The 20978-nt window shown below is 71.9% G+C and carries 17 protein-coding genes; 6 read left to right on the top strand and 11 right to left on the bottom strand.

Annotated elements, in window-relative coordinates; genetic code table 11:
- Positions 1 to 89: 89 nt before the first annotated feature.
- Positions 90 to 545 (top strand): SRPBCC family protein, encoded by a 456-nt coding sequence (locus ACZ32T_RS13095; RefSeq protein WP_467272642.1) that lies wholly within the window; start codon positions 90 to 92, stop codon positions 543 to 545.
- Positions 546 to 587: 42 nt separating this feature from the next.
- On the opposite strand, the gene ACZ32T_RS13090 is transcribed toward ACZ32T_RS13095, so the two are convergent.
- From ACZ32T_RS13090 to ACZ32T_RS13055, 8 genes are all read right to left on the bottom strand, one after another.
- Positions 588 to 1691, bottom strand: coding sequence for a glutamate--cysteine ligase (locus ACZ32T_RS13090; RefSeq protein WP_467366996.1), 1104 nt, complete (start codon positions 1689 to 1691; stop codon positions 588 to 590).
- A gap of 131 nt (positions 1692 to 1822) precedes the next feature.
- Positions 1823 to 2056 carry a LapA family protein gene (locus tag ACZ32T_RS13085; RefSeq protein WP_467366805.1) on the bottom strand — a complete coding sequence of 78 codons (234 nt, stop codon included), beginning with the start codon at positions 2054 to 2056 and terminating at the stop codon, positions 1823 to 1825.
- 111 nt (positions 2057 to 2167) lie between these two features.
- The gene (locus tag ACZ32T_RS13080) at positions 2168 to 3949 is read right to left on the bottom strand and encodes a CocE/NonD family hydrolase (RefSeq protein WP_467366803.1); all 1782 of its coding nucleotides are present in this window, start codon (positions 3947 to 3949) and stop codon (positions 2168 to 2170) included.
- A gap of 178 nt (positions 3950 to 4127) precedes the next feature.
- On the bottom strand, positions 4128 to 5072 hold the full coding sequence (locus ACZ32T_RS13075) for a S66 peptidase family protein (RefSeq protein WP_467366801.1): 945 nt from the start codon (positions 5070 to 5072) through the stop codon (positions 4128 to 4130).
- Positions 5069 to 7069 (bottom strand): S9 family peptidase, encoded by a 2001-nt coding sequence (locus tag ACZ32T_RS13070; RefSeq protein ID WP_467366799.1) that lies wholly within the window; start codon positions 7067 to 7069, stop codon positions 5069 to 5071. The genes ACZ32T_RS13075 and ACZ32T_RS13070 overlap by 4 nt, the downstream gene beginning before the upstream one ends.
- A gap of 35 nt (positions 7070 to 7104) precedes the next feature.
- On the bottom strand, positions 7105 to 8448 hold the full coding sequence (locus tag ACZ32T_RS13065; RefSeq protein ID WP_467272631.1) for a M20/M25/M40 family metallo-hydrolase: 1344 nt from the start codon (positions 8446 to 8448) through the stop codon (positions 7105 to 7107).
- Positions 8441 to 9274 (bottom strand): M55 family metallopeptidase, encoded by an 834-nt coding sequence (locus ACZ32T_RS13060; RefSeq protein WP_467272629.1) that lies wholly within the window; start codon positions 9272 to 9274, stop codon positions 8441 to 8443. The genes ACZ32T_RS13065 and ACZ32T_RS13060 overlap by 8 nt, the downstream gene beginning before the upstream one ends.
- 170 nt (positions 9275 to 9444) lie before the next feature.
- Positions 9445 to 10446 (bottom strand): aldo/keto reductase, encoded by a 1002-nt coding sequence (locus ACZ32T_RS13055; protein ID WP_467366796.1) that lies wholly within the window; start codon positions 10444 to 10446, stop codon positions 9445 to 9447.
- A 123-nt stretch (positions 10447 to 10569) separates the two neighbouring features.
- On the opposite strand from ACZ32T_RS13055, the gene ACZ32T_RS13050 reads away from it, so the two are divergent.
- On the top strand, positions 10570 to 11463 hold the full coding sequence (locus ACZ32T_RS13050; RefSeq protein ID WP_467272625.1) for a LysR family transcriptional regulator: 894 nt from the start codon (positions 10570 to 10572) through the stop codon (positions 11461 to 11463).
- Here the strand turns inward: ACZ32T_RS13050 and ACZ32T_RS13045 are convergent.
- A complete protein-coding gene (locus ACZ32T_RS13045) occupies positions 11370 to 12503 on the bottom strand; it encodes a glycoside hydrolase family 18 protein (RefSeq protein WP_467366794.1) in 1134 nt (377 codons plus the stop codon). The two genes, ACZ32T_RS13050 and ACZ32T_RS13045, sit on opposite strands and share 94 nt — an antisense overlap.
- 292 nt (positions 12504 to 12795) lie before the next feature.
- Between ACZ32T_RS13045 and ACZ32T_RS13040 the strand changes: the two genes are divergently transcribed.
- The 3 genes from ACZ32T_RS13040 to ACZ32T_RS13030 are packed head-to-tail and all read left to right on the top strand — an operon-like array spanning position 12796 to position 16522.
- Positions 12796 to 13221 (top strand): hypothetical protein, encoded by a 426-nt coding sequence (locus tag ACZ32T_RS13040; RefSeq protein WP_467366792.1) that lies wholly within the window; start codon positions 12796 to 12798, stop codon positions 13219 to 13221.
- Positions 13221 to 15446: a bifunctional polysaccharide deacetylase/glycosyltransferase family 2 protein gene (locus ACZ32T_RS13035; protein ID WP_467366790.1), complete on the top strand. Its 2226-nt coding sequence runs from the start codon at positions 13221 to 13223 to the stop codon at positions 15444 to 15446. The genes ACZ32T_RS13040 and ACZ32T_RS13035 overlap by 1 nt, the downstream gene beginning before the upstream one ends.
- Positions 15446 to 16522: an acyltransferase family protein gene (locus tag ACZ32T_RS13030; RefSeq protein WP_467366788.1), complete on the top strand. Its 1077-nt coding sequence runs from the start codon at positions 15446 to 15448 to the stop codon at positions 16520 to 16522. Before ACZ32T_RS13035 ends, ACZ32T_RS13030 begins: the two co-directional genes overlap by 1 nt.
- Positions 16523 to 16571: 49 nt before the next feature.
- Here ACZ32T_RS13030 and ACZ32T_RS13025 read toward each other — a convergent pair whose 3' ends face one another.
- Both ACZ32T_RS13025 and ACZ32T_RS13020 read right to left on the bottom strand, forming a co-directional pair.
- A complete protein-coding gene (locus ACZ32T_RS13025) occupies positions 16572 to 19040 on the bottom strand; it encodes an MFS transporter (RefSeq protein ID WP_467366786.1) in 2469 nt (822 codons plus the stop codon).
- Positions 19041 to 19240: 200 nt separating this feature from the next.
- On the bottom strand, positions 19241 to 19684 hold the full coding sequence (locus tag ACZ32T_RS13020) for an SRPBCC family protein (RefSeq protein WP_467272615.1): 444 nt from the start codon (positions 19682 to 19684) through the stop codon (positions 19241 to 19243).
- A 148-nt stretch (positions 19685 to 19832) separates the two neighbouring features.
- On the opposite strand from ACZ32T_RS13020, the gene ACZ32T_RS13015 reads away from it, so the two are divergent.
- Positions 19833 to 20876 carry an Rv2578c family radical SAM protein gene (locus ACZ32T_RS13015; RefSeq protein ID WP_467366783.1) on the top strand — a complete coding sequence of 348 codons (1044 nt, stop codon included), beginning with the start codon at positions 19833 to 19835 and terminating at the stop codon, positions 20874 to 20876.
- Positions 20877 to 20978: the final 102 nt, after the last annotated feature.

Genomic DNA, 20978 nt, shown 5'->3' with positions numbered 1-20978 from the left:
CCCGACATGTGGGCTCCGGACGGGCCACGTAGCATTTCTGGTGACCTCGCCACCGTGCCCACCGTCCCGATGTCCGTGTGGAGGCGTCCATGGCCATTCGCCATCAGCTGATTCACCACCCGCCCTCGGCCCTGTGGGCGGTTCTGGAGCAACCGGACCAGTACGCGAGATGGGTGGTGGGGACGCACGACTCCCGCCTCCTCGAAGGCCGCTGGCCGGAGGTCGGCTCCTCCATCGAGTACACCCTGCGGCTCGGCCCGAAGGAACTTCAGGGCCGTACCACCGTGCGCCGCCTCGACCGGCCGGGCGCCCTCGAACTGGAGGTGTACAGCGGGCCCCTGGGCACGGCGCGCATCGCGTTCGACATCCGCACCTGGGGTGACAAGACCCTGGTGCTGCTCGACGAGCACCCACTGCAGGGGCTCGGCGGCATCCTGCACAACGTCGCCCTCGACGCCGTCCTCCAGATCAGGCACCGGACCATGCTGAAGCGGCTGGCCGAGGTGGTCGACGCCGAGGCGGAGGGCGGGCAGCCCGCCGGGTGACCCCCGCCCCCTTCCCTGTGCCCGCCCGGACGGCCGTGTCAGTCAGCCACGGGTCCTCGCCGCGCACTCGGTCACGACGGCCCGGAGGCTGTCCGAGCCCGCGAGCAGGTCCCGCTGGACCCGGGCCCCGCTCCCCCGGGCCAGCAGCGTCCGCAGCGCCTTGTCCGCCGCCGCTAGGTCGCCGCTGTCCTCCAGCGCGTCACCCACCTGGGTGAGCAGGGCGCCCGCGACATCGGCGGCCGGCTCGGGGCGCATGGTGAGGGGATGGAGCAGCCGCCCCTCGATGCCCGAGTGGGCGGCCTGCCAGGCGGCCAGGCGCAGCGCGCTCACCGCCGCCGGGTCCGGCGGGTCACCGGCCCGCCAGGCGCGTGCCGCGGTCTCGACCAGGCCGCGGGCGAGCGTGGCCAGCAGCACGGTGTCCGCCGGGTCCAGGCAAACGTCCGCGACCCTGATCTCCACCGTGGGGTAGCGGTGCGAGAGCCGCGCGTCGAAGTAGATCATCCCCTCGTCACGCAGGACGCCCGTGCCGACCAGCTGCCGGACCTGCTCGTGGTAGCGGTCCGCGGAACCGAACACCTCCACCGGGCCCGCCGAGGGCCAGCGGCCCCAGACCCTGCTCCGGTAGCTGTCGTACGCGGTGTCCCGGGCCTGCCAGAAGGGGGAGTTCGCGCTCAACGCCAGCAGGACCGGAAGCCATGGCCGTATCCGGTCCAGTACGGCGACGCCCTCCTCGTCCGACTCCACCGATACGTGTACATGGCACCCGCAGGTCAGCTGCTCCTGTGCGGTCAGACCGAACCGTTCCGCCAGCCACCGGTATCTCTCGCCCTGTCCGATGGAGGGTCCGACCGGCAGCGGTGAGGTCGCCAGGGCCGCCACGGCGGCGCCCGCCTCGGCCGCGCTGTCGGCCGCCTCTGCCCGCCAGCGGAGGATCTCCTCCGCGAGGTCGCTCATCACACTGCGCGGCTCGGTGGCGAACTCCAGCTGCTGATCGTGCAGTTCCGACTCGAAGACGGAATTCCCGTCGGCGCGGCGTTCCGCCAGGGCCAGCACCGCCGTCGACAGTGCGCGGGCGTCACCGCTCTCCGCGTCGACGAGCAGCAGTTCTTCCTCGACACCGACAGTCCGCACGTTCGCATCCTCCATCTGCTGCCCGCCCGTCCGGTACGCCATGGCGGTGATGAGGCACACGTACCCCCGGCGGCACCTTTCAGGCTGTCCCGAGCCGGCGGAAGGGCGGGAACGCGGATGGCCGCGAAGGTCCGGACCGCGGGTCCCTACCGGGCGGCGCGCCTGCGGAGCAGGTAGGCCCCGCAGAGCCCGCCCGCCAGGAAGACGCCCAGCAGTGCCGCCCAGAGCGGCATGGTGACCTTGGGGATGATGACGCGGATGGTGACCTCGGCGGTGTTCACACAGATGAAGACGACCGTCAGGATCGCCAGCACGATGACGGCGATCCGGGCCGGCGCGAAGGCGCTCGTGGTGCCGCTCGATACGTCCTTGGGGCTCATGCGCTGCCCTTTCGCTCGTCCAGGTGCCGGGCCGGGAACGGCGGTCCCCGGACCCAGGATGACGCCGTCCCGGGTCCGGGGAGCTGTGGAGCGGGGCCGTACGGGTGACGGTCAGCCGATGACGGGCAGCTCCAGCACGCCGGTGTCCTGCGGGGCGCTGACCACGGTGACCGGCTTGATGCCCCGGTTGCCGAAGTACGCCGTGTCGCTCGCGGCGATCACGAACCGCAGCCGGTGCCCCGTCTCGTACCGGTGCACGATGCCGGGCAGCTCGACGGTGAAGGCGCGGGTGACATCGGGGACGCGGACGGGGGCGACCAGGCGGTTCACCAGTTTCTGGGTCCCGTCGGGTGCCACGTCGTACACCTTCGCGAACAGGGTCAGCTTGTCCGCGGCGTCGCCGCTGTTCTGGACCCGTTCCGTCTTCGGGGAGACGACCTTCAGGGTGGCCTTCGGCGCGCCGACGACGTCGACCGGTGTGGTCAGCGGCGCACTGGTCCAGCCGAGGTAGGTGCCCTTGGTGTCGTACGGCGCGGGGTCGGACAGCCCGATGAGTCCGGCCAGGGAGCTCTCGGAGTGGCTGGTCGGCAGGAGCCAGTTGGTGTACTGACGACTGCCGCGTGTGACCTTCGAGCGGCTGTCCACCAGGGCGCCGTCGCCGGAGAGGTACATGGTCCTGGACAGGGCCGGGACGGCGGCCGCGGTGCCGTAGCCGCTCTCCCAGTCGCGGTGGTAGGCGAACTCGGGGCCGGTGTCGGCGGACTCGTCGTGGTGGAGGTAGCGGTCGAACCAGGCGAGGATGCGCTGCCCGACGTAGCTGGTCTCCAGATTGCCCGTGGAGAGGTCGAGTTCGCCCGGCACCGAGCCGCCGCTGTGGCCCCAGGCCTGCCAGATCATCTTCGTCGTGGTGCCCTGGGCCTCGAGTGCCCGATAGGTGGCCGTGGCCTCGTTGAGGTTGAACAGACTGTCGGCCTGGCCCTGGACGAGCAGCGTGGGCGCGGTGACACCGGACAGGTAGGAGGCCGGCGAGACGCTTCGCGCGTACGTCAGCATGTCCTCGGTCGCGTCGGCCGGATAGCGGCCGGAGTTCAGGAGGCGGATTATGTCGCACGCCTGCGCGGCGAAGTGCAGGCAGCCGAGGCTGCCGAAGCGCGACGGATCGAGGCTCGGGACGAGCAGCGGCTGGCCCTCGCCGATCAGGTAGAAGCCGTTGGTCCACTGCCACTTGAAGACACCGGGCGTGTCGGAGGAGACTCCCCGGGACGCTCCGGCGGTGTTCGGGGCGAGCGAGTAGGCCAGGTCGTTCCAGGTGATCAGCGGGACGAGCGCGTCCACGCGGTGGTCGGCCGACGCGGTCGCCATCTGGATGGCTCCGCCGTACGAGCCGCCGATCATGCCGACCACCGGATCGCCCGGTCCGTCCGTGGTGACGTAGTCGGCCTTGGTGCCGTCGTCGGCGGCGCGGGTACCGGCGAGGAAGTCCACGAGCCCGGAGGCGGCCTTGCCGTCGATCGCGGGGTCGTCGAGCGTGATGAGGCAGCCGGACTTGCCGAAGCCCAGGCCCGAGTAGACGAGTCCGACGTAGCCGCGCTCGGCGAATGCCTTGCCGATGACGTCGGTGGAGCCGTCGGACTTGCTGCCGCCGAAGCCGTTGGTGGCGAGGACCGCCGGGGCCGGGTGCCGCGCGTCGACCCCCGCCGGCCGGTAGAGGTCGGCGTCGACCGTGCAGGACCGGTCGCCTGCCCGCACGGTGAACTCCAGCGGGGTGACGGTGTACTGGTCGGCCGCGGAGGCGGGCGGGGCGCCGGTCAGGGCGAGCGGGGCGAGGAGCGCCGCCCCGGCGAGCAGGGAGAGTGGACGAGGACGGCGGAATCTGGGCACAGCACGCGTCACATGGGCCTCCACAGCGAGGACACATTACCGACCGGTAAGTACCGGGCCAGGCCCATGGTGTGACACACCTCATACCCCTGTCAACGCACGTGGGCGGAGTTTTCCGGGTCAGCCACTTCGGTCTCGCGCACCCTGGCGGACCGTCAGCCCCTGCGGTTGCGCCCGGCCTGGCGGGCCGTCAGGCCAGTGCCGGGACCAGGGAGGTCAGCGTGCAACGGCCGCCGTCGGCCGGCGCGTCCAGCACCGCCGGCACACCGAGGGGGACGGTCAGCGCGGTGGAGCCGTGGCCGAAGCCCAGCTCCTCCACGACCGGCACCCCGAGTCCGCCGAGCCGGTCCGCGAGCACGGCCCGCACCCCTTCGTAGGGGCCGCAGCCCTCCCAGGAGCCGCACACCACACCGGATATCCCGTCCAGGGCTCCGATGCGCAGCAGCCGGGTGAGGACGCCGTCGAGCCGGTACGGCTCCTCCCCGGTGTCCTCGATCACCAGCAGCCCGCCGTGGGCCGAGGTACGGGCGCGCGGGGTGCCCGCGTCGGCGGCGAGCAGCGTGGCGCAGCCGCCGTAGGTGACTCCCCGGGCCGTGCCGGGCACCAGCGCCACCGCCGCGTCCAGCCCCAGGGTCCGCACCGCCTCGGGCTCGAACAGGGTGGACCGCAGGGCCTGTCGGGTGGCCGCGTCGTTGAGGAAGACCTCGGTGGCGATCATCGGGCCGTGCAGGGTCGAGAAGCCGGCCCGCAGGGCGAAGGCCTCGTGCAGCACCGTGATGTCGCTGTAGCCGACGAACACCTTGGGCCCGGCCGCCCGCATCGCGGACCAGTCCAGGAGATCGACCATGCGGTGGGCGCCGTATCCTCCCCTGGCACACAGCACAGCGTCCACGGAGGGGTCACACCAGGCTTCCTGGAGGTCCCGGGCACGGTTCTCGTCCGTGCCGGCGAGGTGGTCCAGCCGCGGGTGCGTGTCGAGCACATGGGGAGCCACGACGGGGTCGAGGTCCCAGCCGCGCAGCAGGCCGAGGCCGCGCTCCAGCCGTTCGGACGGAACGGGACCGCTGGGGGCGACGACCGCGACCCTGGCGCCGGGCCGCAGCCGGGCCGGGCGGACGAGGGGCTCCAGGGTCACTGCTTCAGCTCCAGCCGTGGCACGTCGGGCCGGTCGATGCCGAACGTCTGGGCGTACAGCGAGAGTTCTGCCTCCAGTGCGCGCCGCACGGTGTCGGCCCGGCGGAAGCCGTGGCCCTCCCCCTCGAAGGCGAGGTAGGCGTGCGGGATCCCGTGTCCCTCGGTCGCGGCGAGGAAGCGCTCGCACTGTACGGGCGGGCAGATCGGGTCGTCGAGCCCCTGCAACAGCAGGAACGGGGTGGTGAGCCCGTCCGTGTGGTTGACGGGTGAGCGCTCCCGGTAGCGCTCGGGCACCTCGGCGTAGGGGCCCACGAGCGACTCCAGGTACTGCGACTCGAAGTCGTGCGTCTCACCGGTCGCCCAGCCCTCCAGGTCGAGGATCGGGTAGCTGATCGCTCCGCAGGCGTAGACATCGGTCCGTGTGAGGGAGGCCGCGGCGGTCCAGCCCCCGGCGCTTCCGCCCCGGATCGCCAGCCGGTCGCGGTCCGCCGAGCCCTCCTCGGCCAGCCCCAGGGCGACGGCGGCGCAGTCCTCCACGTCGACGACGCCCCACTGTCCGCGGAGTCGTTCGCGGTAGGCGCGGCCGTAGCCGGTCGAGCCGCCGTAGTTGACCTCCGCGACGCCGATGCCCCGGGACGTGAAGTAGGCGATCTCCAGGTCGAGTACGAGCGGGGCGCGGCCGGTGGGACCGCCGTGCGCCCAGATGACGTAGGGCGGGAGTTCGCCGTCGGGTCCGGTGAGGTCGGGGTGGCGGGGCGGGTACACATGGGCGTGGATCTCGCGGCCCGCCGGTCCGGTGAAGGTACGGATCTGCGGTTCGGGGTGGTAGGCGGGGTCGACCGCGTCCTGGTGGGGGGCGCCGATGGTCCGGGTGTGGCCCGTGGCCGTGTCCAGCTCCACCACCTCGTACGAGCTGTGGGGGCTCGCGGCGATGCCGATGATCCTGGTGTCCTGCACGGCGAGGGTCTCCGCCCATGCCGTCCAGGGACCCACGGCGTCGACGAGTTCACCTGTCTCCGGGTCGAGTACACCGAGCGCGGTGGTGCCCCGGCCGTGGATCACGGCGATCAGGCCGTTGTCCAGGAGCTGGAACCAGCGCAGTCCGATCTTCCACAACGGCCCGCCGAACTCCTCGCGCCGGCCGCCGCAGAGGCGGCTGGTGGGCACGACCGCTCCGGCGACGGCGTCGGGCCTGAGGCGCTGGAGCTCCCACCAGCCCCCGACGTCCGAGACGAAGAGCAGCGATCCGTCGCGGTCCCACTCCACCTGGACGACCGATTCGTCGATGTCGCCGACCAGGGGCCGGACACCGGTGAAGTCGCCGTCGGCCGTGACGTCGGCCATCTTCACGACGGTGCCGTCCCACGGCATCGCCGGATGGTCCCAGGCGATCCAGGCGGCCCGGCGGCCGTCGTGCGACAGCCTGGGACCGGTGACGAACCGGTTGTGGTCGTCGGTGAGTTCGCGTACGGCGCCGCGGTCCTCCGCGGCCGAACCGTCCAGCGGCACGGCGGCGATCACACGCCGCACATCGGTGGGCGAGGCGCCGGTGAACTCCTCCAGCACGCACCACACCTCACCGCGTGCGAGGTGCAACTGCGGGTCGGCCCAGCGCAGTCCGCCGCCGAGGTCCGACACGGGGGTGAGCGGCCACGGCTCGCCGGGCCCGTCCGGTTCGTAGGCGTACAACCGCTGGTCGGGGAAGTGGATGAAGACGACCAGGGGCCCGCCCTCCTCGCGCGGCGCACCGGCCCACGGCGCTCCGCCGTACTCGATGACGCGGCTGCGTGGATTCCACGGTTCGGGGAGCACGGACCGGGTGCTGCCGTCGGCCCTCCGGCGTACGAGGGCGCGGCGGCCGCCCTCGGCCGGGCGCGGCTCCGTCCACCACACCTCGTCGCCGACGGTGCCGGCGAACTCCGGCCTGCCGTCGTGCGAGGCGGTCAGTGCAGCGTCGATCGGTGACGGCCATGTGCCGTACGCCGCTGTGGACGTCATGGTCGGTTTCCCCCTCGGTCGGGCGGTGCGGTTCGTCAGGCGGTGCGCAGGAAGTGGTCCAGGACCCGGACGCCGAAGTGCAGGGCTTCGACGGGGACCCGTTCGTCGACGCCGTGGAACAGCGCCTGGTAGTCGAAGCCGACGGGCAGCTTCAACGGGGAGTAGCCGTAGCCGGTGATGCCGAGGCGCGAGAACTGCTTGGCGTCCGTGCCGCCCGACATGCAGTACGGGACGACGTGGGCGTCCGGGTCGAACAGCTCGAGGGCGGCGCGCATCTTCGCGTACGTCGGCGAGTCGACCGGGGCTTCGAGCGCGACCTCGCGGTGCTGGAACTCCCAGTCGACGCCCGGGCCGGTCAGCCGGTCCAGGGTCTCGCGGAACTCGTCCTCGCCGCCGGGAACCATGCGTCCGTCGATCTGGGCGGTGGCATGGCCGGGGATCACGTTGACCTTGTAACCGGCGTCCAGCATCGTCGGGTTGGTGCTGTTGCGTACGGTCGGCTCGATCAGCGCGGCGGCCGGACCGAGCTTGCCGAGCAGTTCGTCCACGTCGAATCCGGGGGCGTCGGGGTCGGCACGGATGTGGTGGAGCGCGGCGATCTCGGTGAGCGCGGCCCGTACGGTCGGGGTCAGCCGCACCGGCCACTCGTGCGCGCCGATCCGTGCGACGGCCGATGCGAGCCTGCTGACGGCGTTGGCCCGGTTGACCTTGGAGCCGTGGCCGGCCTTGCCCTCGGCGGTCAGCTTCAGCCAGCCCGTGCCGCGTTCGCCCGCCGCGACGGGGTAGAGCGACATGCCGGGGCCCGCGTGGAAGGTGAAGGCCCCGGACTCGCTGATGCCCTCCGTACAGCCTTCGAAGAGCTCGGGGTGGCGGTCGGCGAGGAAGCCGGCGCCGTCGTCCGCGCTGGCCTCCTCGTCGGCCGTGTAGGCGATGACGATGTCGCGGCGCGGGCGTACGCCCGCGCGTGCCCAGGCGCGGACGACGGAGAGGACCATCGCGTCCATGTTCTTCATGTCGATGGCGCCGCGTCCCCACACGACGCCGTCGCGCACCTCCCCGGAGAAGGGGTGCACGGTCCAGTCCTCCGCCACCGCGGGCACCACGTCGAGATGACCGTGGACGAGGAGCGCGTCGGCGGACCGGTCGGTGCCCTCGATCCGGGCGACGACGTTGGTCCGTCCCGGCGTGCGCTCCAGGAGGGCCGGTTCGAGTCCGGCGTCCGCGAGCCGCTCGGCGACGTACTCGGCGGCCGGCCGTTCCCGGCAGGTGCCGTCGCCGCGGTTGGTGGTGTCGATCCGGATCAGCTCGGAGGTGAACGTCACCGCTTCTGCGAGCGCCCGCTCGTCGACCGGTCCGGTGGGGTTGCCCGCCTCAGCCATACTGCTCCTCCACAGCGGCCGACACGATCGTCGTCACCGCCTTGAATGTGCGAATACCTTCGTACATCGTCCCGCTGGTATAGACGACGCGCCGCTCGCCGCTCGGCGCCACGCCGGGAACCACGGTCGCGGCGGCCCCCAGATGCTCGGCGTCGAATTCCAGCTCCACCGTGTACGAGCCGTTCGTCACGGGCGGGCGGCGACCGGCGAGCGCGGTCGCCGCGGCGGCGGCCGCCCTGATGTCGGCGGCGGTACGGGCCGGGGTGCGGCACACGGCGGCGTACCGCGAGACGTGGTCCTTCACCGCGACGGTGCGCGCCTCGGGGGCGTAGCCCCGGGCGTCCTCGCAGGTCAGGTCGTCGCCGGTGACCAGGACGACGGGGACGCCGTACTCCGCCGCGACATGGGCGTTGAGCAGGCCCTCACTGGCGCGGACCCCGTTGAGCCAGACCCCGGTGATGGAGTTGGCGAGGTAGGTGTGGGCGAGCACGCCCTCCGTGCCGGCGCCCGTGTGGTAGCCGACGAACGCGACGGCGTCGACGTCGCCGTGCTGGATGCCCTCGACCATGGAGAGGGACTTGTGCTTGCCGGTGAGCATCTGGACGCGGTCGTCGAGCCGCTCCAGGAGCAGGTTGCGCATGGACCAGTGGGCCTCGTTGACGAGGACCTCGTCGGCGCCCCCGTCGAAGAAGCCGAGCGCGGCGGCGTTCACGTCGGAGGTGAAGAGCGAACGGCACCGCTCCCACTGCGGGGTGCCGGGCAGGACGTCCGCCGGCCATGTCACTCCGGTGGCGCCCTCCATGTCGGCGCTGACGAGGATCTTCACGTGCGCGGTCCTGTCGCTGGTCGGTCGCTCCCCCGCCCGTTCCCGGGAGAAGGATCTTCGTGCCGCATCACGGTACGCGCCGGGACAGCGCCGGACCAGGGCGTCGGTGATCTGCCACTGGTCCAGTCCGGTGAAGCCGTCCGCCGCACGGACGGCGGACGGCTCCGAGGTCAGGCGCGGGTGGCGCCCTTGACGAGCTCCTCGATCCGGGCGAGTTCGTCCTGTCCGAACTCCAGGTTGCCGACCGTCGCCACGCTGTTCTCCAGCTGGGAGACGCTGCTCGCGCCGACGACGGCGGAGGTGACCCGGCCGCCGCGCAGCACCCAGGCGAGCGCCATCTGGGCGAGGGACTGTCCGCGCTCACGGGCCAGCTCGTTCAGTGCGCCAAGCCGGCTCACGAGGTCCGGGGTCACGGCCTCGGCCGACAGGAAGGGGCTGCTCCCCGCCGCGCGCGATCCCTCCGGGATGCCGTGGAGATAGCGGTCGGAGAGGATGCCCTGCTCCAGGGGCGAGTACGCGATGGAGCCGGTGCCGAGCTCGTCCAGCGCGTCAAGCAGTCCGTCCTCGACCCAGCGGTCGAGCATGGAGTAGCGCGGCTGGTGGATGAGGAGGGGCGTGCCCAGCTCGTTCAGGATGCGGGCGGCCTCGCGGGTCTGCTCGGCGGAGTAGTTGGAGACGCCCGCGTAGAGCGCCTTGCCCTGGCGCACCGCCGTGTCGAGCGCGCCCATCGTCTCTTCGAGCGGGGTGTCGGGGTCGAAGCGGTGCGAGTAGAAGATGTCGACGTAGTCGAGGCCGAGCCGGGTCAGGCTCTGGTCCAGCGAGGAGCGCAGGCTCTTGCGGGAGCCCCACTCCCCGTACGGCCCCTCCCACATGTGGTAGCCCGCCTTGGTGGAGATGACGATCTCGTCCCGGAGCCCGGCGAAGTCCGTCCGCAGGGCGCGGCCCATGGCGGTCTCGGCGGAGCCGGGCGGCGGACCGTAGTTGTTGGCGAGGTCGAAGTGGGTGATGCCGAGGTCGAAGGCCCTGCGCAGGATCTCGCCCTGGCTCTCCGGGGTGCGGTCTCCCCCGAAGTTGTGCCAGAGCCCGAGCGAGAGCGCGGGCAGGAGCAGGCCGCTGCGTCCGGTGCGCCGGTAGGGCATGGAGGCGTAGCGGTCGGCGGACGGTACGTACATACGGGCACTCCACGGGGCGCGGTCTGGCGCCCCAGGACCGGTGCGCGTACCAAGACTGACGGAGAATGATCCAGCGGTCCAACAGGAGATTCCGTTGAGATTCATCGGTTAGATTGCTCAATCATGGAACTGCGTCAGCTGGAGCACTTCGTCGCGGTCGCCGAGGAGCGGCACTTCACCCGGGCGGCCGAGCGTCTGGCCGTGTCCCAGTCGGGGCTGTCCGCGTCCGTCCGCGCGCTGGAGCACGAGCTGAGGACGCCGCTGTTCAGCCGGACGACACGCACGGTCCGGCTCACCGAGGCGGGTGCGGCCCTGCTGGTGGAGGCGGAGCGCACGCTGGCGGGTGCCAGGGCGGCGCGGGACGCCGTCGACGCCGTACGGGGGCTGCTGCGCGGGACGCTGACGCTGGGGGTGGAGCAGTGCGTGGCCGGGGTCAGCACGGCGCGGCTGCTCGCGGCCTTCCACCGGGAGCATCCGCACATGGAGATCAGGCTCCGGCAGGAGGGCACGTCCAGTCTGCTGGAGGGAGTGGCCGGCGGGCGGCTGGACCTGGCGTTCGCCGCGACCGTGAGCCCGCCGGAGTGGCGGGGCGAGCTCGTGCCGCTGGCCCGGGAGCCCATGGTCGTCCTGTGCGCCCCTGGTCACCGGCTCGCCGAGGAGGACGTGCGGGTGGCGTGGGGCGAGCTGCGCGGCGCGTCGTTCATCGACTTCCACCCCGACTGGGGGCCCCGGCGCGCGGCGGACGAGGCGTTCGCGGCGGCGGGGGTCCGCCGCACGGTGGCGCTGGAGGTCAACGACGTGCACAGCCTGCTGGAGCTGGTGCACGAGGGCCTCGGGATCGCGGTCGTGCCGCACCACTTCTCCCGTAAGCCGGAAGCCCGGGGGCTGGTCGTGGTGGAGCTCGACGGAGCGCACCGGCCGGTCTACGAGAGTGTCGTGGTGCTCCCGCCGGCCCAGGCCATGAGCCCGGGGGCCAAGGCGCTGATGGCGCTGGTCCGGGAGGCACCGCTGCGCTGAGTGCGGCCGGCTGCGCTGAGTGCGGCCCGACGCACTGAGCCGCTCAGCGCCTCGGCGTACGCTCCCGCTTCCTGGTCGACTCCGCTGCAGGTGTCCGAGGCGGTCTCCGTGTCCTCGTCCGAGGCGCACTCCTGGTCGCGGAAGGCCGCCCAGAGGGAGAGCGCGCCGACCCCCCGGCGGGTGGAGAAGGAACGCAGGGACGCCGCGTCCTCCAGGGTGAACGTCTCCCCCTCGACGTCGTTGACGCCGATCATCACGGTGATGTGCAGCGCCTTCCACGCCGCGTCCTGCGACAGCCCGAGGACCTCCACGAGCTGGGCCTGGGCCCGGGCGGCCGCCTGCTCGGCGTAGTCACCCATGTCGCCGCTGTGGGAGGTGCTGTAGTTCATCGCCATGATGTTGACCGCCGAGAGGTGGACCCCCTGCTCCACCGCGTCCTCCAGGACCGCGAGCCCGGTGTCCTCAAGCCCCCCGGGCATGACGGGCAGTGTGTAGGTGACGTCGAGGTCGCGCTCTTCCTGGAGCAGGGCGAGTGCCTCGTTGCGCCGGGTGACGGAGGCGGTGTCGGTGAGGGCGTCGCCCTCGATGTCGAAGTCGGCCTTCGTGGCGCCGACCGCGTCGAGCACCTCGGCGTAGGCGTCGGCCAGCTCCTCCGCGCTGTCGCAGGCGAGCGCCGCCTCGGTGCCCGCGGCGCCGCCGAAGGAGACCCGGAGGTCGGCGCCGGTGCCGGTGAGCGCCTCGGCGCGCGCCGTGACCGCGTCGCTGCCGGCCGCGGTGGTGCCGCCCCAGAGCGGGGTGCAGCCGGAGCCGGCGGAGGTGACGAAGGCCAGGTTGTACGTGTCGGGTGACCCCGCGCCGTCGGTGTCGGCGGCCGTCGTGGCGCTCACGTACGGGGTGTAGGCGGTCTGCGCGGCCGCCGACGGGGGCGGTGCGGAGCCGTTGGACTGATCGGCGACGCCGCCCGGCGAGCAGGCCGCGCACGCGAGGCCGAGCGCGATCAGCCCGGCGACGGCCGAGGAAACCCGTGTGCGCCTTCGCATGACGGTTGCACCTGCTTTCGGGATGTCGTCCCGGAACGGCAGCCGGTGCTGCCGGGACGCCTTGAACCTCTCACACCCGGGGCCGTGGCGAAGACACAGGAAACCCATGGAAAGGGCCCGTCAAGCCTCGTCCGGAACACCCAACTCCCCTGCTGGGGGCGGTTCGAGCGGCGCGGAGCCGATGCGCCGCGGCCGGCGCACTCTCAGCGGTCCGACAGGTTCGGGCGCTCTTCACAGCGAGCGGCCAGAAAAGCTCCAGACTTCGCACAACAAGCTTCGCCACCATGCGCACATGCAATCCGACCCCGTCATCGAGAAAGACCCGGCGCCGCGCGGCCGACGCCGGGCACACGCCGGCCCGGCCCGCTCGGCCGAGCGCCGTCGCACGGCCGGGCAGCCACAGGAGGGACCCGTCTTCGTGGACGGATCCGGGCGCCGGGCCAGGCTGCTGCGCCGCGCCGGGATGCTCCTGGGCGCCGTCTGCGTCGGTTACGCCGCCGTGCTGGGGCTCGCCTTCATGGGCGGCATCTCCATGACCCCCGCGCACTTGCTCCCCTTCAACGGCGGCCCGGCCGCCGAAGCAGGCCCGGGAGGTGGCACGCCGCCGGGCTACGGCGTGCCACCGGGCGGGACCGCACCCCCGAGCGGCGCGCCGACGCCGCCTTCCGGTGGAGCGACGCCGTCCGGCCAGGCATCGGCATCGGGCGGGGCGAACTGATGGCCGCTTCCCGCCGTCGGCATGCGACGCCCGGCAGGATCAGCCGCGTGGGGCGCCAGGCCGCCCCCCGGCCCCGTGTGATCATGGCCCTGCTGCTCCTGCTGGGGCTCGTCTGCATGATGCTGCTCGACGGCTGTCTGCGCGCCGAGATCGGCGACGACCAGCGGATCAGGACCGGCGCGTCCGCGGACTCGGTGCCCAGCGACGTGCTGGAGGGCGGGCCGATCCTGAGCTTTCCCGGCGGCACCGCCCGTACGCAGTCCGTGCCGGACAGGACCATCGTGCTGACCTTCGACGACGGCCCCGATCCCGAGTGGAGCGGGAAGGTGATGGACATCCTGGACGAGAACGACGTGCCGGGCACCTTCTTCCTCGTCGGCTCGATGGTCGCGCGCTACCCGGACGTCGTCCGCAGGATGGTCGACGAGGGGAACGAGGTGGGGGTCCACACCTTCACCCATGTCGATCTCTCCTACCAGAGCGAGGCCCGCGTCAAGCGGGAGATCGCCCAGACGCAGCTCGCCCTGGCGGGCGCCGCAGGCATCACGACGACCCTGTTCCGCGCCCCGTACTCCTCGAAGACCGACGCGATCGACGACTACAGCTGGCCCGTCTACGAGCGTCTCGGCGCGATGGGCTACACCAGTGTGTTCATCGACACCGACAGCGAGGACTGGCAGCAGCCCGGCGTCTCCAAAATCATCAAGTGGGCGACGCCGGAGGACGGTGAGGGTGCCTCGGTGCTCTTCCACGACGCGGGCGGCGACCGCTCCGAGACGCTGGCCGCGCTGCCGAAGTACATCAAGAAGATGAAGGCGAAGGGCTACACCTTCACCACCGTCAGCGGAGCTCAGCAACAGGCCGGCACCGACGGCGGCACCGCTTCCCCCGCCCCCGGTCAGGACGGCGGTTCCCAGGCCGACTCCGCACAGGCCGCCCACCGCGAGGCGGACACCGCGAGTCTCTGGGAGGGCCGCGCCCTGCTCGCCGCGGTCGGCGTCGCGGAGTGGACCGTGCCGGGGCTGGCCACGATGCTCGGGGTGGTCGGGGTGGCGGTCCTGGGTCGCTTCGGACTGATGCTCCTGCTCGCCAGGCGCCACCACCGGCAGCGCAACAGACGCCGGTTCAGCTGGGGTCCCGAGGTGACCGGCCCGGTGAGTGTGATCGTGCCGGCGTACAACGAGAAGGAGTGCATCGCCGCCACGCTCAACTCTCTGGCCGCGAGCACCCATCCGATCGAGATCGTGGTCGTCGACGACGGTTCGACCGACGGCACGGCGGAGATAGCCGAATCACTCGGCCTGCCCAATGTCCGGGTGATACGGCAGGAGAACGCCGGAAAGCCGGCAGCCCTCAACAACGGTGTCCGCCAGGCGCGTCACGACATCGTCGTGATGATGGACGGGGACACCGTCTTCGAGCCCGACGCGGTGCACCAGCTCGTCCAGCCGTTCGCCGACCCCGGCATCGGTGCCGTCGCCGGCAACGCGAAGGTCGGCAACCGCTCCACGATGATCGGTGCCTGGCAGCACATCGAGTACGTGATGGGCTTCAACCTGGACCGCAGGATGTACGACCTGCTGCGCTGCATGCCCACCATCCCCGGTGCCATCGGTGCCTTCCGCCGCCGGGCAGTGCTGGAGGCCGGCGGGATGAGCGAGGACACGCTGGCGGAGGACACCGACATCACCATCGCGCTCCACCGCGCGGGCTGGCGCGTCGTCTACGCCGAGCACGCCCGGGCCTGGACCGAAGCACCTGCTTCCCTGGGGCAGTTGTGGCGTCAGCGCTACCGCTGGAGCTACGGCACCATGCAGGCCCTGTGGAAGCACCGCGGGTCCGTCACCGACCGGGGCCCCTCCGGGCGCTTCGGCCGTGTCGGGATGCCGCTCGTCGTCCTCTTCCAGATCGTCACACCGGTCTTCGCCCCGCTCATCGATGTCTTCACCGTCTACTCGATGGTCTTCGTGGACTTCCGGGCCTCGCTGCTCGCCTGGCTGGCGATCCTGGCCGTGCAGCTGTTCTGCGCGGCGTACGCCTTCCGCCTCGACCGGGAGAAGTACCGGTACCTGCTGATGATGCCCCTCCAGCAGCTCGCCTACCGGCAGTTGATGTACCTCGTGCTGATCCACTCCTGTGTCACGGCGGCGACCGGGGGCCGGCTGCGCTGGCAGAAGCTGAAACGCACGGGTGAGGTGGGCACGCCCCGTGTGGGGGCCTCGTAGTGGCGGGGGCGCACCGCAGGGCGGCGTTCGCGCCGCCTCCCGCGGCCCCCCCCACCGGCACGGGCCGCGACCGTTCCTTCGATGTGCTGCGGGCCGTGGCGCTCGTCCGGGTGGTGACCTACCACACCTTCGAGTGGCCCTGGCTGGGGTACGTCTTCCCGTCCATGGGCGTGATGTTCGCGCTCGCCGGGTCGCTCATGGCCCGCTCGCTGGAGCGGCCCGCTCGGGGGGTGCTCCGCGGCAGGCTGCGGCGGCTGCTCGTCCCGGTGTGGCTGTTCGGCCTCGTGCTCGGGGTGGCGATGCTGCTGCACGGCTGGGTGCCGGGGCCGGACGTCCTGCTCTGGGTGCTGCCGGTCGGTGACCCGCCCGGCAACGCCTGGGGTGAGCAGGCGTGGGCGGTGCTCTGGTATCTGCGGGCCTATCTCTGGTTCGTACTGCTCTCTCCGCTGCTGCTGCGCCTCTTCCGGCTCGCACCGCTCCCCGTGCTCGCCCTGTCCCTGGTGCCGGTCGTGGTGCTGGAGACGGTGTCCGGGGTGCCGGACGGCCGGCTGGGGGGCGCGATCAGCGACGCCTCGGTGTTCCTCTTCTGCTGGCTGCTGGGCTTCGCGCACCGCGACGGTGTGATCGACCGGCTGCGCGGCGCGGGAGCGGCGGCGGTCGCGGTGCCGCTGATGGCCGCGGGTGCCTGGTGGGCGGCCGGGCATCCGGCGGAGGGTTCGTCCGACCTGGACGGCCTCCCGCTCTCCCAGGCGCTGTGGTCGGCGGGGTTCGTGCTGCTCCTGCTGCGCTTCAGGCCCCGCTTCGACGGACTCGTACGCCACCGGGTGCCCGACCGGGTCGTCACGGTGTTCAACGCCCGCGCGGTGACGGTCTATCTCTGGCACGAGGTGGCGCTGATGGCCACGGTGCCGCTGATCGACCTCATGTGGGAGATGCCGGCGCTGGAGCGGCACCTGCCGCTGGACAGCCTCTGGTGGCAGTTCGGCGTCGCCTGGGTGCTGATCGCCGCCGCCGTGGTGTGCTTCGGCTGGGTCGAGGACGTCGCGGCGAGGCGGAAACCCCGGCTGCTGCCGTGAGCGGGGCGGGTGCGCTGCTCGCGCGCCCGCCCCCGGGCCGGACGGACGCTCAGTCCTCGTGGCCCAGCTGGAGGTCGCGTTCGGTGCGGCCTCCGCCGGGGAGCTGGAGCACGGTCGCGACCGGCGGATAGCCGGCGGCGATCACGGTGTACTCGCCGGTCGACAGGTCGACGAACCGGAACGCCCCGTCGGAGCCGGTGGTCAGGGTGTCGACCACGTTGCCCGCCGCGTCCAGCAGCGTGACCCTGGCGTCCTCGACGGCCCGCCCGCCGGGCGCGCGCACGATCCCCCGGAGTACGGCGCCGCCCGCCAGCTCGATGTCCTGCCTGGTCTCCCGGGCGGCCTGCACGCTGACCGGGAGCGCGGCGGGGCGAAAGGCAGGCGCGCTGGCCGCGAGGGTGTACTCACCGGCCACCAGTTCGCTGATGACATAGGCGCCCTCGCGTCCGGTGCGGGTCGTCGCGACGACTTCGCCGCGTACGTCGGTGAGGGTGACCGCCGCGTCGCGGACGGGGGCTCCGTCGGGGGTGAGGACCGCGCCGGCGAGCCGTCCCGCCCCGCCCAGGACCACGTCGAGCTCCACCGGCCGGTCGCTGACGGTCACGCTGACGGCCTGCGGCTGGTGTCCGCCCGCGGCGGCGATCAGGACGTAGGCACCGGCCGCGGGCGCGCTCAGCGCGTACCGCCCGTCGTCACCGCTCGCTCCGCGCCCGACCTGCCGCCCCTGGCCGTCGATGAGGGTGAGCGCGGCCCGCCCCACCTTCGTGCCGTCGGGGTGCTGGACGCATCCGCACACCGGGACCCCGGAGAGCGGGCCGGGCTGCCGCGGGCCGGGATCGGTGCGGGCCGCGGGGATCGTGGAGTGCGCCTCGGTGGGGTCGGGGGCCGTCTGGGGGGTGTGGTGGGACACCAGCGGTTTCTCCTTGAGGAAGAAGGCGAGGAACAGGCCGAGCAGGAGCACCGGCACCAGGTAGAGGAAGATCCGCGGCATCGCGTCGGCGTACGCCTGGATGTAGGCGTCACGCAGCGCGGGCTCCATGGAGTGGACCAGCTGAGGGGTGATCGACTCGGCGTCGGGCAGATCGGCGCCGGAGGGGAGCCGCACCCCGAGCGCGTCGCTGAGCCGCCCGGCGAACAGGGTGCCGAAGATCGCGGCTCCGACGCTGCCACCGATCTGCCGGAAGTAGTTGTGCGCGCTGGTGGCGGTGCCGAGGTCGGACGGGCGTACGGAGTTCTGCACGGCCAGCACCAGGATGGACATGACGAGGCCGATCCCGATGCCCAGGACGGCCTGCCAGAGGCCGTACTCGAGCGCCGAGGTGTCCGTGTCGAGCAGGGAGAGCAGCCACATGCCCACGGCCGACACGGCTCCGCCGACCAGCGGATAGACACGGTAGCGGCCGGTACGCGAGACCAGTTGGCCGGAGACGACGGAGGAGATGACGATGCCGCCCATCATCGGCAGCATCAGCAGCCCCGACTCGGTGGCGGACACGCCCTCGACCATCTGGAGGTAGGTCGGCAGATAGCTGGCCGCCCCGAAGAGCGCGACCCCGATGACCGCGCCGACCAACGAGGTGACGTTGAAGACGGAGTCGCGGAACAGGCGCAGCGGGATGATGGGTTCGGCGGCCCGGTGTTCGACGACGAGGAAGAGCAGTGTCGTTCCGGCGGCTCCGGCGGCGAGCCCCAGGATGGTCCGCGAGCCCCAGGCGTACTCGGTGCCACCCCAGCTGGTGAGAAGCACCAGACAGGTCGACGCGACGGCCAGCAGCAGGGCCCCCAGCACGTCGAGGCGAGGGCGGACGGCGGGTTTGGGCAGCTTCAGTACGAGGGCGATGACGGCGAGGGTGACGAGGCCGAACGGCACGTTGATGTAGAAGCACCAGCGCCAGGAGGCGTGATCGGTGAAGAAGCCGCCGAGGAGCGGCCCGGCCACCGAGGCGAGGCCGAAGACGGCCCCGATGAGGCCCATGTAGCGGCCCCGCTCCCTGGCCGGGACGATGTCGGCGATGATCGCCTGCACGCCGATCATGAGTCCGCCGCCGCCGATGCCCTGGACGGCGCGGAAGGCGATGAGCTCGTCCATGGTGCGCGACCAGCCCGCCAGGGCCGAGCCGATGATGAAGACGACGATCGCGAACTGGAAGACGCCCTTGCGGCCGAAGAGGTCGCCGAGCTTCCCGTAGAGCGGCAGACCGATCGTGGAGGCGAGGAGGTAGGCGGTGACCGCCCAGGACATCTTGTCCAGGCCGTGCAGCTCACCGACGATCTTCGGCAGGGCGGTGGCGACGATCATCTGGTCGAGCGCCGCGAGCAGCAGGGTGAGCATCAGCCCGAGGAAGACCAGCCGGATCCTGCGGGGGCTGATCCCGTCCGGCGGCGCGGACGGTCCGGCTGCGGACGGAGACGGGGGCGGCTCGAACTCCGCCTCGGTGCCGGGCGCTGCCCGCGTGCCGGGCGTCCCGTACTCCGTGCCTCCCGGCTCGTCCTTCACCAGAGTGATCCCACCCACCACGTAACGCTCCCCTCGTCGCAGCTGCGCCGCCCATTTCTCGCATCAGGCAGCAAGGCGGGGCAAACGCGACCGGGCGCACGCAGGGCGCATTCAGAGGGCTTATGCGCCGGTGGGAGGGGTTGCGACGCACAACCGGCCACCCCGGAAAACCACTCGTTCCGGTGAGGCCGGCCGTGACGTCAACAGCAGCCGGAGCAGGGTTACTTCTCCACCTCGGTGGCGAGGTTCTGCAGCAGTTCGTCGTAGATGCGGCCGAGCCCCTTGGGCGCGAAGGTCTTCTCGAAGAACCCTCCGATGCCGCCGGCGCCGTCCCACACCGTCGAGACGACGGCCTTGGACCTGCCCTCCCCGGCCGGGGTGACGGTCCAGGTGGTGACCATCGAGGAGTTGCGGTCCTTCTCGATCAGCTGCCCGTCGGTGGGCTCGGTGACCTCGAGCAGGCAGTCGCGGACCCGCTTGCTCGTGGCCTGGAGCTTCCAGTGGACGAGGGTGCCTTCGCCGTCTCCGCCCTCGCGCACCTCGTACTCGCTGAAGTGCCCGGTCAGCACCTTGCCCCGGACCTCCTTGTAGTCGGCCAGCGCGTCGAACACCGTCTCTGCGTCCGCCGCGATGATCCGCTCTGTCGTGGCCTCGACCTGCGCCATGCCTGCTCCTCCAGCACTCGGTTGTTCGGGGTGCTGCTGAGCCAACCACCTCGGGTACGGCGCCTCAAAATCGGGCCCCGCACTCCGCCGCGCACGATCAAGGGAACACATGTTCTATTCTCTGCGGAGTGCTACCAAGGAGGCGTTCATGCGCTGGGACAATCTGGCAGAGAACACCACAAAAGTGGGTAACGGTGCGCTCTTCGCCGCGGACGCGGTGACGACGCGCACCTTCGACACCCCGGAATTCAGAGGGATCACGTTTCACGAGATCCGGGCCCGCTCGATCGTGAACCGGGTGCCCGGGGCCTCCCGCATGCCGTTCGAATGGACCGTGAACCCGTACCGGGGCTGCACCCACGCGTGCGTGTACTGCTTCGCCCGCAAGACCCACAGCTATCTGGACCTGGACACCGGTCTCGGCTTCGACTCCCAGATCGTCGTCAAGGTCAACGCCGCCGAGCTGCTGAGCCGCCATCTGGCCTCCCGTCAGTGGCACGGCCAGCACATCGCGATGGGCACGAACGTCGACTGCTACCAGCGGGCCGAGGGCCGCTACCGGCTGATGCCCGGCATCATCGCGGCACTGCGTGATCACGCGAACCCCTTCTCCATCCTCACGAAGGGCACGCTGATCCTGCGCGACCTCGACCTGCTGCGACAGGCCGCCGAGGTCACCGAGGTCGGTGTCTCCGTCTCCGTCGGGTTCACCGACCCCGAGCTGTGGCGCACGGTGGAGCCGGGCACCCCCTCCCCCGAGCGCCGCCTCGACGTCGTCCGCGCCATGACGGACAACGGGATCGGCTGCGGCGTGCTGATGGCCCCGGTCATCCCCTTCCTGGGCGACCACCCCGACCAGCTGCGCGCCACGGTCCGCGCCATCGCCGAGGCCGGGGCCACCTCCGTCACACCGCTCGTCCTGCACCTGCGGCCCGGCGCCCGCGAGTGGTTCATGCAGTGGCTGGCACAGCACCACCCGCACCTGGTGCGACGGTACGAACGGATGTACGCGGACGGGGCGTACGCGCCGACCTGGTACCAGCGGTCCATCACCCGCCGGGTCCACGAGCTCGCGGCCGAGTTCGGCATCGGCCCGGCCGACCGGGGCGGCGCCCGCCGCCTCCCCCGCGAAACCCCGCCCGCCCTCGCGGACGGTCACGCGCCGGGCCCCACCCAGCTGACCCTGCTCTGACCGCACCGGTTTTCCTGCCCGAACGGGTCAACTCTCGACGACATGTGTCCTGCCCTGACCCGATCCGGGAAGCATGCGGCGGGGGCTGTGCCACCCACAGCC

Source organism: Streptomyces sp. NPDC023573 (assembly GCF_055559735.1).
The sequence above is the reverse complement of the archived record's forward strand: the minus strand, read 5'-3'. Positions and strand labels throughout refer to the sequence as shown.